Below are 12,055 nucleotides of genomic sequence, written 5' to 3' on the forward strand. Positions count from 1 at the left end.
AGGTGGCGGATCAGGAAGCGCCGGGCGAACCACGGACGCCGCCCGGCCTGACGGACGTGCCGGGCGGGACGCGACCGCCCGGCACCCCGGGGCCTACGTCCCGTGGGGCGCGTACGGCTGGTCCGCCTGCGGCCAGTCCTCCGGGTCACGCGGCCCGAACAGCGCCGTCAGTCCCAGGTGCAGCACCAGCGCCGCGAACGTCCACGCCAGCAGCGCGCCCTTCGCGTTCAGCTTCAGCGGCGCGTCGAAAGTGACGCCCTTCCCCACGCTCCTCGCGTGCGCGATGACGTCCTGCGTCGGGCCGAGCCACACCCCGAGCCGCCAGGCCAGCACCGAGCCCAGCAGCCCGCCGACCGCCAGGCCCACCACGAGCGGGACGCCGCCGCGCCGCCGCACCAGGAAGACCACCAGCGCGCTCAGCGCACCGCAGGCCAGCGCGAGCAGGGTGAACGTGCCGTCCACGCCGATGCTCTGTTCGCCCTCGGAGTCCTTGAGGTAGACCACCCACGCGGTGCCGGACGCGTCGCCCACCAGCGGCACCCGCGGCGCCAGCCACCACCACAGCACCCCGAGCAGCACCCCGCCGACCGCCACCGCGGCAGCCACCACGGCGGCCTCCCGTATCTCCTTCGCGAGCCCGGGGCCGCCCGGTTCCTGCCACCAGCCGTGGCGGGGGGAAGTGGCACGGCCGGGCTTCCCGTCGTACCGGTGCGCGCCGGCCGAGGGGGTGTCGGAGGGGGGCTGCCACGGGTCGTGGGCGGACGGGTCGTGCGGCGGCGGGGGTGTCAGAGGTGCGCTCACCCTGCCATCGTGCCAGGCGTGGCCGTACCGCGCGTCACCGGACGGCGGCCCTGCGGTACGCCCAGGTCGCCACGGCCAGCGAGATCACCCCGACCACCCCGCACACGGCGAGGTCACCGAGCACATGCGCCCAGTCGGGGTGCGGCGCGAAGGTGCGCGCGAAGGCCTCGACGCCGTACGTGGAGGGCAGCAGGTCGCGGGCCAGGCGCACCACCTCCGGCATCCGTTCGGGCGGCAGCACGCCCAGCAGCAGGGCCGCGGACATGCCGAGCTGGCCGAGCAGGGTGGCCAGTTCCGGGCGGGGCGCGAGCAGGCCGAGGGCGGCGCCGAGCCCGGCGAGGGCCGCGCCCGCGAGGGGGATCACCGCGACCAGGATCCACAGGTGGGCGAGCGGCAGCCCGAACAGCGCGCATCCGAACACGGCGGTCACCACGGTGCCGGGAACGGTGAACGAGGCGTAGGCGCCCGCCGCGCCCAGCACCACGGCCGCGGGCGGCACGGGCAGGGTCGCGTAGTGGTCGAGACCGCCGCTGGCGCGCAGCTGGCCGAAGTACTGGGCGAGCAGGTTCAGCGCGACGAAGGCGACGACCAGGACCGACGCCCCGGCCACCACGGCCCGCGCCTCGCCGCCGCCGTCGACCACGCCGCGCATCAGGATCATGATCCCGACCGACTGGAAGGTCGCCACGAACAGCAGCGGGATCCGCGCCACCCGGGCCCGGGACAGCTGGGCGCGGTACACGGCCGCCAGCGACGGCCACAGCCGCGCGCGAGGGCCGAGCGCGGCCGGTGCCGGCGCGGCCTCCTCCGCGGTCAGGGCGCCGGCCGGCAGGGCATCGGCGGGTACGACACTCACGTCGTGCTGCTCCCCTTCGCTCGGGATTCCGTCCGGAGCCGCTCCGGAGGTCGCCCCGTTCGGTACGGATGTCACGGCCCGTGCGCTCACGTCTTCACCAGTCCCTGTCGCACGGCGCCGCCCAGCGCCAGGTAGACGTCCTCCAGGCTGGGCGTGGCCAGCGTGAAGTCGTCGAGGGCCGCGAAGGCGGCGCCGCCGGTCACGGTGGCGACGACCGTGCGGGCCTCCTCCGGCGCCAGCCGCAGGGTCCAGCGGCGGCCGGACTCGGCCGCCCGGTCGCGCAGGGCGGCCACCTCGGGCACGTGCAGCGGCGCGGCCTCGCGCCACACCAGCTCGACCCGGACCTCCCCGGCGACCTGTTCCTTCAGCCCGGCCGGGGTGTCGCAGGCGATGACCCGGCCCCGGTCCAGCACGGCGACCCGGTCGAGCACGGTCTCGGCCTCGATGACGTTGTGGGTGACGAGCACGACGGTGGTGCCCTGCTGGGCGCGGCGCCGGTCGACGGCGGACCACACCGCGCGCCGGGCCACCGGGTCCATGCCGGTCGTGGGCTCGTCGAGGACCATCAGCGGGCGCTCCCCCACCAGCGCGGCGGCGAAGCAGGCGAGGCGGCGCTGGCCGCCGGAGAGCTTGCGCAGCGGGCGGGAGGCGATCGCGGTGAGCCCCAGCTCGTCGAGGACGTCGTCCCGTTCGGCGCGTGCCCGCCGCAGGTCGAGCCCGCGCAGCCGGCCGGTGGTCTCGGCGGCCAGGGACACGGTCAGCTCGTCCAGGGCGCTGGACTCCTGGCCGAGGTAGGCGAGGATGCGGGAGGCCCGCTCGGGGTGGCGGACGATGTCGTGGCCGAGGATCTCGACGCTGCCGCTGTCGGGCCGCATCAGACCGGTCATCTGGCGCACCAGGGTGGACTTTCCGGCGCCGTTCGGCCCGAGCAGGCCGAAGATCTCACCGCGCGTGATGTCGAGCGCCACGTCGTCGGTGGCGCGGACCTCGGGCGTCGCGGGCACCCCCCGCCGTCCGCGCACCGCCGGATAGGTCTTGGTCAGCCCGCGCACCGCACACACGACGTCACCACCGTGCCGATATCCCTGTGCCGCGCGCGTACTCACAAGGGACGAGCGTACGGGGTCGGCCCCGCCGTTCCGCCCTCGGGTCACCTTCGCGCGCCACCCCGTGCGGGGGGACGCACCGGACACCCCGGGAGGGATCGCCGCCCCCTGCGGCCCCAAGGGCGCCCGAAAGCACCGGTGACGGGTTCGACGCTGGGGAATCATTCGGTCGCGGACCGTGTTCACCCCGCGTACCGGAACGATCGTCGAACGAGACGGAGAGCCGCCATGACCGACGAACCCGCCGTCCGCGAGCTGCGCCTGGTGGTGACGGCCGAGGACTACGACGCCGCGCTGCGGTTCTACCGGGACGTGCTGGGACTGACCGAGCGGGCCGCGTTCACGTCGGACGGCGGGCGGGTGACGATCCTGGAGGCGGGGCGGGCCACGCTGGAGCTGACCGATCCGAACCACGCGGCGTTCATCGACGACGTCGAGGTGGGGCGGCGGGTCGCGGGGCACGTCCGGGTCGCGTTCCAGGTCGACGACTCGGCGGCGACGACGGAGAAGTTGGCCGCCGCCGGGGCGGAGGTGGTGGCCGAGCCGACCCGTACGCCGTGGAACTCCCTGAACTCCCGCCTGGAGGCGCCGGGCGCGCTCCAGCTCACTCTGTTCACCGAACTCGGTGACTAGAGCAGCCTGAGGGGCGCGCCCCCCTGAACACCGTCCGCGGGTGCGCCATGCTCACTCGCGCAGTTCCCCGCGCCCCTTCAGGGGGCGCGGGGAACTGCGCGAACGGCCCACGACGGCCCCGGCCTGTGGAGCCGACGCGTCCCTCACTCCCCCGCGGAAGCGCGCTCCGTACCGGTACGGGTGTCCAGCTCACGCCAGAAACCCGCACGGATGGCGTAACGGTCCCGCTCGTCGATCTGGTCGTCCTTGTGGGCGAGCAGCCCGAACCGGGCCGCGTAACGCAGCAGCTCACCGTCGACGCGGTGCGGAATGCGCGGGTACATCGCGGACAGCTTCTGGATGTGGCTGTGATCGCCGAGCCGCTCCACCCAGCGCCGCGCGAAGACCTGCCCCACTTCGAAAGGGTCGCCGCCGACGGTGGTGATGTCCTCCTCGCGGTCGGCCCACCGCTGCTCGGCCGTGGTCAGCTGGGCCAGCGTCGGCATGGACGCGGCCTCCGGCGGCTCGGCGGCCGGCCGGTCCACCCACCCCTTGTCGGAGGACCAGCGCAGGGTCGCGGAGGCGGGCTGCTGCGGCTGGTGCGTCCCGGGGTGGCGCAGCGCGGCCAGGTCCTTCGGGGTGGGGACGCCCTTGGCGACGGGCGTCCGCTCGCCGGTGCCGTTGTGCCCGGCGGCGGCCGGGTGGCGCGGTTCCGGGGTGGGGCGCTCGGTGGCCGGGGCGAGGGCGGACTCGGGCAGCGGGGCGGAGAGGATCGCGGCGATCTCGGGCCGGGGCGCGGGCGACGGGGCGCACACGCCGCCGATCTCCTTGGCGCGGACCGCCTGGGTGATCCACGCCCGGTCCAGCACCCGGCGCTCGTCGGCCTCGGCGACCAGGTCCTCGGACTGGTTGTAGTCGCCGTCGGCGGCCTGCACGGCCCACAGGTGCACGGCCACGCCGTGTTCCTTGGCGGCCATCATGCCCGGCAGCAGGTCGCCGTCCCCGGTGACCAGGACGATGTCGGAGCAGGCGCGGTTGCGGGCGAGTTCGGTCAGTTCGGCGTGCATCGCCGCGTCCACGCCCTTCTGCGCCCAGCGTCCGTCGCTGCGGGTCAGCGCGCCGAGCCGGACGGTGACCCGGGGCATCACGCGCAGCCGGCGGTGCTCGGGCTGCGGAACGCGGTCGGGTGCGCCGTCGAACCAGTAGATGCGCAGCAGCGGCTGGCGCGTGTCGTTCTCGGCGCGGTCACGCAGTCCCTGGATCAGGGCGGCGTGGTCCACGGTGATGCGGGACCGCGAGGGCTCCCCGGCGAGGAGACTGGCGGCGGCCCCCAGCAGATACCCGGCGTCCACCAGGACGATGCAGCGGTCCACGCGATCCACCCTCTTTCCGGGAGGTTTGGCTTCGGGCTTCCTTCGAGTCTGCCCGACCCCGCCGGTGTTAACGGCCCGAACTCGATCTTCGGCGTGGCGTTTCCACACAACCTCCCCCGACCGCCCCGTCACCGACGGTAATTGTCCGACATGCGTGGGTTATCGGCCTGTGTGAATCTGAATTCGGCCCTGGCCCCTAGTCCCCCACAGGAGGCACCACCATGGCCAAGAACAAGAACCGTGACCGTAAGCAGCCGCAGGCCGAGCGCGCCCCGCGCGCCGCGCAGACGTCCACCCTGGAGACCCCGGACGAGCAGCGCACCACGCAGGTCGTGCCCGGTGAGGTCGGCCGAGGCAAGGGCCGGCAGAAGCGCTTCGGCCACAACTGACATCTGTGTGAAGGGCCGTTGCGGCCCGGCCGTACAGGAAGAGGGGCGCACCCGTCGCGGGTGCGCCCCTCCGGCGCGTCGGGGGCCGGCTCTCAGCCGGCCAGGCAGGACGGTCCGAGCAGCACCTTCAGGTCGCCGAACAGGGCCGGATCCGGCTTCACCCGGTGCCGGTCGAGGCGCAGCACCGTCGTCCTGGTCGGACCCTGCAGCTTGATGCGGACCTCGCTGTCGCCCCGGTGGTGGGTGAGGATCTCGCCGAGCCGGCTGACCATGGGCGGGGTGACGCGGGTGGCCGGGATGGTGAGCACCACGGGCGCGTTGGTGCCGGCGTTGGACAGGTCGGGGACCTGGAGCTCCATCGCGACCAGGCGTGGGACGTCCTCCCGCTTGTCGAGCCGGCCCTTGACGAACACCACGGCGTCCTCGACGAGTTGCGTCGACACCAGTTGGTAGGTCGCCGGGAAGAACATGCACTCGATGGAGCCGGCGAGGTCCTCCACGGTGGCGATCGCCCAGGCGTTGCCCTGCTTGGTCATCTTGCGCTGGAGGCCGGAGATGATGCCGCCGATGGTGACCACCGCGCCGTCGCCGAAGTCACCGCCGGTGAGCTGAGAGATGCCCGCGTCGGCCTTGTCGGACAGCACGTGCTCCAGACCGAACAGCGGGTGGTCGGAGACGTAGAGGCCGAGCATCTCGCGCTCCTGCGCGAGCAGGTAGGTCTTGTCCCACTCGTCGTCGGTGAACTGCACGTCGAGGCCGAAGCCGGGCTCGTCGCTCTGCTCCTCGCCCATGCCGCCGAAGAGGTCGAACTGTCCCTCGGCCTCCTTGCGCTTGACCGCCACCACGTTGTCGATCATCGGCTCGTACTGGGCGGTGAGGCCCTTGCGGGTGTGGCCCATGGAGTCGAAGGCGCCGGCCTTGATCAGCGACTCGGTGGTGCGCTTGTTGCAGACGACCGCGTCGACCTTGTCGAGGTAGTCCGGGAAGGACGTGTACTTCCCCTTGGCCTTGCGGCACTTGATGATCGACTCCACGACGTTGGTGCCGACGTTGCGCACCGCGGAGAGGCCGAAGAGGATCACGTCGTCGCCCTGCGCGGCGAAGTTGGACTCGGACTCGTTGACGTTGGGCGGGAGCACCTTGATGCCCATGCGGCGGCACTCGTTGAGGTAGACCGCCGACTTGTCCTTGTCGTCCTTCACCGAGGTGAGCAGCGCCGCCATGTACTCGGCGGGGTGGTTGGCCTTGAGGTAGGCGGTCCAGTACGACACCAGGCCGTACGCGGCGGAGTGCGCCTTGTTGAAGGCGTAGCCGGCGAAGGGGACCAGCACGTCCCACAGCGCCTGGATGGCCTCGTCGCTGTAGCCGTTCTTGCGGGCGCCGGCCTGGAAGATGGTGAAGTTCTTCGCCAGTTCCTCGGGCTTCTTCTTGCCCATCACGCGGCGGAGGATGTCGGCCTCGCCGAGCGAGTAGCCGGCGATGATCTGGGCGGCCTTCTGCACCTGCTCCTGATAGACGATCAGGCCGTAGGTGACGTCCAGGACCTCCTTGAGCGGGGCCTCCAGCTCGGGGTGGATCGGGGTGATCTCCTGCTGGCCGTTCTTGCGCAGGGCGTAGTTGGTGTGCGAGTTCATGCCCATCGGGCCCGGCCGGTACAGGGCCGACACGGCAGAGATGTCCTCGAAGTTGTCCGGCTTCATCAGCCGGAGCAGGGAGCGCATCGGTCCGCCGTCGAACTGGAACACGCCGAGGGTGTCGCCGCGCTGGAGCAGGTCGAAGGTCGTGGGGTCGTCCAGGGGCAGCGACAGCAGGTCGATGTCGACGCCCTTGTTGGCCTTCACCATCTTGACGGCGTCGTCCATGATGGTCAGGTTCCGCAGGCCCAGGAAGTCCATCTTCAGCAGGCCGAGCGACTCGCAGCTCGGGTAGTCCCACTGCGTGATGGTGACGCCGTCGGTGTGCCGGACCCAGACCGGTACGTGGTCGGTGATGGTCTCGCTGGACATGATCACGCCGGCCGCGTGCACGCCCATCTGCCGCACCAGGCCCTCGACGCCCTTGGCGGTGTCGATGACCTTCTTCACGTCCGGCTCGTTCTCGTACATCCCGCGGACCTCGCCGGCCTCGGAGTACCGGGGGTGCGAGGGGTCGGTGATGCCGGACAGCGGGATGCCCTTGCCGAGGACGTCGGCGGGCATCGCCTTGGTGATGCGGTCGCCCATCGCGTACGGGTAGCCCAGCACGCGCGCGGAGTCCTTGATGGCGTTCTTCGCCTTGATGGTGCCGTACGTGCCGATCATGGCGACCTTGTCGGCGCCGTACTTCTCCGTGACGTAGCGGATCACCTCGACGCGCCGGCGCTCGTCGAAGTCGATGTCGACGTCGGGCATGGAGATGCGCTCGGGGTTGAGGAAGCGCTCGAAGATCAGGCCGTGCGGGATCGGGTCGAGGTCGGTGATGCCGAGGGCGTAGGCGACGATCGAGCCGGCCGCGGAGCCACGGCCGGGGCCGACGGCGATGCCCTGCTTCTTCGCCCACATGATGAAGTCGGCGACCACGAGGAAGTAGCCCGGGAAGCCCATCGAGATGATGGTGTCCATCTCGTACTCGACCTGCTTCATGCGGTCGTCCGGGATGCCGTCCGGGAAGCGGCGGTTCATGCCGCGCAGGACTTCCTCACGGAACCAGCTGACCTCGGTGTACCCCTCCGGGATGTCGAACTTCGGCATCAGGTCGCGCTTCTCGAACATGCCGGTGGTGTCGACCATCTCGGCGATCAGCCGCGTGTTGGCGCAGCCCTGCTGCCAGGCGTCCGAGGAGTCGATGGCGTACATCTCGTCCGTGGACTTCAGGTAGTAGCCGGTGCCGTCGAACTTGAAGCGGTCCGGGTCGGAGAGGTTCTTGCCGGTCTGGATGCACAGCAGCGCGTCGTGCGCCGTCGCCTCGTGCGCGTAGGTGTAGTGCGAGTCGTTGGTGACCAGGGGCGGGATGCCGAGCTTCCTGCCGATCTCCAGCAGGCCCTCGCGGACCCGGTGCTCGATCTCGATGCCGTGGTCCATCAGCTCCAGGAAGTACCGGTCCTTGCCGAAGATGTCCTGGTAGTCGGCGGCGGCCTTGAGGGCCTCGTCGAAGTGGCCGAGGCGCAGCCGGGTCTGCACCTCGCCGGAGGGGCAGCCGGTGGAGGCGACGATGCCCTCGGACCACTGGGCGATGGTCTCCTTGTCCATCCGGGGCCACTTCTGCAGCCAGCCCTCGGCGTAGGCGTCGGAGGAGAGCCGGAAGAGGTTGTGCAGGCCGGTGCTGTTCACCGCCCACATGGTCTTGTGGGTGTAGCCGCCGGAGCCGGAGACGTCGTCGCGCTTCTGGTGGGGCTGGCCCCACTGGATCTTGCGCTTGTTGCGCCGGGACTCGGGGGCGACGTAGGCCTCGATCCCGATGATCGGGGTGACCCCGGCCTTCTGCGCGGTGTGGAAGAAGTCGTACGCCCCGTGCAGGTTGCCGTGGTCGGACATGGCGATGTGGCTCATGCCCATCTCGTTGCAGGCGTTGAACATGTCCTTCAGCCGCGCGGCACCGTCCAGCAGCGAGTACTGGGTGTGGACGTGCAGGTGCGTGAACGGCGGCTTCGACACGGTGCGGCCTCCAGGTGCTGCGGGCGGCGGACGGACGGACGGGGTCAGCGTCGAAGTCTATGCCCCGGGACCGACACCCCGAGCCCGTCCCCACGTACCTCCGGGCGGGTCGCGGGCACTCCCGCGCGCCGCCGCACGTTAGGCAGGGGACGGATTGGCCGTCCCCCAGAATTCCGCACCAGGAGGCACCCAGCGATGTCGGTCCCGCAGCTCAACGACGAGCGTCGCGGCGAGGAGATCCTCGCTGTCCTCGACACCGCCTTCGGCCGGCTTCTGGCCGCCGACCCGGCCGCGTTCCGGGTGAAGTTCCGGAAGATGGCCGCGTCGGCGTTCGCGTTCTACCGCGGGACGGCGAGCCTCTTCTACCACGACCTCTCCGCCGAGGACGCGGGGCGCGGCGGAGACCCGCACAGCGGCCCGTACCTGGACGAGCGCACCTCGCGCGTGTGGATCCACGGCGACCTGCACGCGGAGAACTTCGGCACGTACATGGATTCCAACGGCCGCCTGGTGTTCAACGTCAACGACTTCGACGAGGCGTACGTCGGCCCCTTCCTGTGGGACCTGAAGCGCTTCGCGGCCTCGATGGCGCTGATCGGCTACGCGAAGGCGCTCAGCGACGAGCAGATCACCGACCTGGTCTCGGTGTACGCGGCCGCCTACCGGGAGCGGATCCACGCCCTGGCGACGGGCGCCAAGAGCGACGAGGTGCCGCCGTTCACCCTGGACACGGCGCAGGGCCCGCTGCTGGACGCGCTGCGTGACGCCCGTTCGCTGACGCGGTTCGGGCTGCTGGACTCGATGACCGAGATCCGCGACTTCGAGCGCCGCTTCGCCCCCGGCGGCGGCGCGATCGAGCTGGACGCGGCCACCCGCTACAAGGTGCTCGCGGCCTTCGACGGCTATCTGGAGACGCTGCCGGACTCCTCGCTGGCCCGCCCCGACTCCTACCGCGTGAAGGACGTCGTGGGCCGCCGGGGCATCGGCATCGGCTCGGCCGGGCTGCCGTCGTACAACATCCTCCTCGAGGGTCACAGCGACGCCCTGGAGAACGACGTGGTGATCTACATCAAGCAGGCGCAGACCCCCGCCGTCTCCCGGCACATCACCGACCCGGCGATCGGGGAGTACTTCCTGCACGAGGGGCACCGCACGGTGATCTCCCAGCGCGCCCTCCAGGCGCACGCCGACCCGTGGCTGGGCTGGACCGAGCTGGACGGCGCCGGGCAGCTGGTCGCGGAGGTCTCGCCGTACGCCGTGGACCTGGACTGGAGCGATCTCGACGATCCGGAGGAGATGGCGCAGGTCGTCGCCGACCTCGGCCGGGCGACGGCCGCGATGCACGCGGCGGCGGACGACACCTCCGGCGAGTCGCTGGTGCCGTTCTCCACCGAGCGGGCCATCGACGCGGCGATCGCGGCCGACGAGGACGGGCTGGTCCCGCTCCTGGTCGACTTCGCCCACGACTACGGAGCCCGCGCCCGCGGCGACCACCAGATCTTCCTCGACCTGTTCCGCAACGGCCGGATCCCGGGGCTGTAACCTTCCGCACATTCACAGGCCCCCTTTAGGGACCCCTTACCGGAGCACGTGCCACACTCGTACCGCCATGGACATATCCGGACCCCAGCTCAGAGCCGTTCGCGCGGCGCTGTTCACGGCTGTCGTCGTGACGCTCAGCACCGCGTCGCACGTGCTGCTGTCCGGGGCTCCGCTGCCGCTGAACACGGTGGGCGCGATCGCCGCCGCCGTGTTCCTCCTGGCGTACGGGCTGGCGGGGCGGGAGCGTTCCTTCGGGCGGATCGCCGCCCTGCTGATCCCGCTGGAGCTGGCCGCCGACACGGTCTTCACCACCGGTCAGCACGTCTGCTACGGCCGCATGGGCGGCCCGGTCGCCGGGCCGCTGCGCTCCGTGGGGTTCGACGTGCTGTGCGGCGACGGCACCAGCGTGGGCGCGCCGCTGGCCCGGGTCACCGGGTCCGCCGCCGCGGGCGGCGACCGGGTGGCCGCGCTGCTCGCCGAGGCCGGCCCGGCGACCGCCTGGCTGCTGCTCGGCGCGCACATCGGGGTGGGACTGTTCGCCGCCGCGTGGCTGCGCCGCGGGGAGCGGGCGCTGGCGCAGCTGCTGAGCGCGGTCGCCGCGACCACCTTCCGGCCGCTGCTGGTGGCCGTGGCGGCGGTGACCGTGCGCCGTGCCCCCCGGGTGCGCCGTCCGGGCCGCACGCCGCACCGTGCCGTCGCCGCCCGCACGCTGCTCCTCGCGCACTCCCTGGGACGGCGCGGACCGCCGTGCTCCGGCCTCGCCTGAGGCGGACCCCGCCCCAGGCACGCGGAGAAGCACCGGCAGTCCCCCGTACCCATTCCCGCACACGCGTGTGTGCGTCCCCCGTGGAGTCATCAGCATGAGCAAGCGGAACAGCCAGTCGGCCAAGATGGCGGCGCGTGAGCGTCTGCGCGAGGAGCGCGAGCGCCAGGCGAAGAAGGCGAAGATCAGGCGGCAGCTCGTCGTGGCCGCGTCGGTGGTCGGTGTGCTGGCCGCGGCCGGCGGCATCGGCTACGCGGTGGTCCAGGCGAACAAGCCGGACCACTGGGAGGCCGCGAAGGACGCCGAGCTCGTCAAGCCGGCCAACACCAGCGGCAAGGACGGCACCACCGTCGTCATCGGCAAGGCCGACGCGAAGAAGACCCTGGAGCTGTACGAGGACCCGCGCTGCCCGATCTGCGCCTCCTTCGAGCAGTCGGTCGGCAAGACGATCGAGAAGGACGTCGAGGACGGCAAGTACAAGGTGCAGTTCATAGGCGCCTCGTTCCTGGACCGCAACCTCACGGGCGAGGGCTCCAAGAACGCGCTGAGCGCCCTGGGCGCCGCGCTGGACGTCAGCCCCGAGGCGTTCCTGGCCTACAAGTCGGCCCTCTACTCGGCGGAGTTCCACCCCGAGGAGACGGACGACAAGTTCAAGGACGACGCGTACCTGATCAAGGTCGCCGACTCGGTGGACGCCCTGAAGAACAACAAGGAGTTCCAGGCGGCCGTGAAGGACGGCACCTACGACCGGTGGGCCCTGGAGATGTCCGACAAGTTCGACGGCAGTGACGTCCAGGGCACCCCGACGGTGAAGATGGACGGCAAGAAGCTCACCGGCTCAGACGGGGAGAACGCGCCCATGACGGTGGACGAGTTCACCGCCGCGGTCGACAAGGCGCTGAAGGGCTGACGCGGCCGGCCGACGACCGGCCGACGGTACGCCGAAGAGCGGGCGAACTTTTCCCGGGTTCGCCCGCTCTA

General features: G+C 71.5%; 10 protein-coding genes. 5 read left to right on the plus strand and 5 right to left on the minus strand.

Features of this window, described 5'->3' with window-relative positions; genetic code table 11:
* Positions 1-93: 93 nt before the first annotated feature.
* The 3 genes from F3L20_RS23855 to F3L20_RS23865 form a co-directional block, all read right to left on the minus strand.
* Positions 94-801 carry an AAA family ATPase gene (locus tag F3L20_RS23855; RefSeq protein WP_150156097.1) on the minus strand — a complete coding sequence of 236 codons (708 nt, stop codon included), beginning with the start codon at positions 799-801 and terminating at the stop codon, positions 94-96.
* 34 nt (positions 802-835) lie between these two features.
* Entirely contained in the window at positions 836-1,657 is an 822-nt protein-coding gene (locus tag F3L20_RS23860) for an ABC transporter permease (protein ID WP_150156098.1), read from the minus strand.
* Positions 1,658-1,743: 86 nt separating this feature from the next.
* Complete coding sequence (locus F3L20_RS23865) at positions 1,744-2,718, minus strand: ABC transporter ATP-binding protein (protein ID WP_150157478.1); 975 nt, start codon at positions 2,716-2,718, stop codon at positions 1,744-1,746.
* Between the two features lie 273 nt (positions 2,719-2,991).
* Between F3L20_RS23865 and F3L20_RS23870 the strand changes: the two genes are divergently transcribed.
* Positions 2,992-3,396, plus strand: coding sequence for a VOC family protein (locus tag F3L20_RS23870; protein WP_145825279.1), 405 nt, complete (start codon positions 2,992-2,994; stop codon positions 3,394-3,396).
* Positions 3,397-3,539: 143 nt separating this feature from the next.
* On the opposite strand, the gene F3L20_RS23875 is transcribed toward F3L20_RS23870, so the two are convergent.
* A complete protein-coding gene (locus F3L20_RS23875; RefSeq protein ID WP_145825280.1) occupies positions 3,540-4,748 on the minus strand; it encodes an NYN domain-containing protein in 1,209 nt (402 codons plus the stop codon).
* A 221-nt stretch (positions 4,749-4,969) separates the two neighbouring features.
* Between F3L20_RS23875 and F3L20_RS34095 the strand changes: the two genes are divergently transcribed.
* A complete protein-coding gene (locus F3L20_RS34095) occupies positions 4,970-5,137 on the plus strand; it encodes a hypothetical protein (RefSeq protein WP_167534592.1) in 168 nt (55 codons plus the stop codon).
* Positions 5,138-5,229: 92 nt separating this feature from the next.
* Here F3L20_RS34095 and dnaE read toward each other — a convergent pair whose 3' ends face one another.
* Complete coding sequence (gene dnaE, locus F3L20_RS23880; RefSeq protein ID WP_150156099.1) at positions 5,230-8,769, minus strand: DNA polymerase III subunit alpha; 3,540 nt, start codon at positions 8,767-8,769, stop codon at positions 5,230-5,232.
* A gap of 195 nt (positions 8,770-8,964) precedes the next feature.
* On the opposite strand from dnaE, the gene F3L20_RS23885 reads away from it, so the two are divergent.
* From F3L20_RS23885 to F3L20_RS23895, 3 genes are all read left to right on the plus strand, one after another.
* A complete protein-coding gene (locus tag F3L20_RS23885; protein ID WP_150156100.1) occupies positions 8,965-10,311 on the plus strand; it encodes a DUF2252 domain-containing protein in 1,347 nt (448 codons plus the stop codon).
* Between the two features lie 67 nt (positions 10,312-10,378).
* Positions 10,379-11,077: a hypothetical protein gene (locus tag F3L20_RS23890; RefSeq protein ID WP_150156101.1), complete on the plus strand. Its 699-nt coding sequence runs from the start codon at positions 10,379-10,381 to the stop codon at positions 11,075-11,077.
* 94 nt (positions 11,078-11,171) lie between these two features.
* Complete coding sequence (locus F3L20_RS23895) at positions 11,172-11,984, plus strand: DsbA family protein (protein WP_150156102.1); 813 nt, start codon at positions 11,172-11,174, stop codon at positions 11,982-11,984.
* Positions 11,985-12,055 lie beyond the last annotated feature (71 nt).

The organism is Streptomyces tendae (genome assembly GCF_008632955.1).
GTDB lineage: Bacteria > Actinomycetota > Actinomycetes > Streptomycetales > Streptomycetaceae > Streptomyces.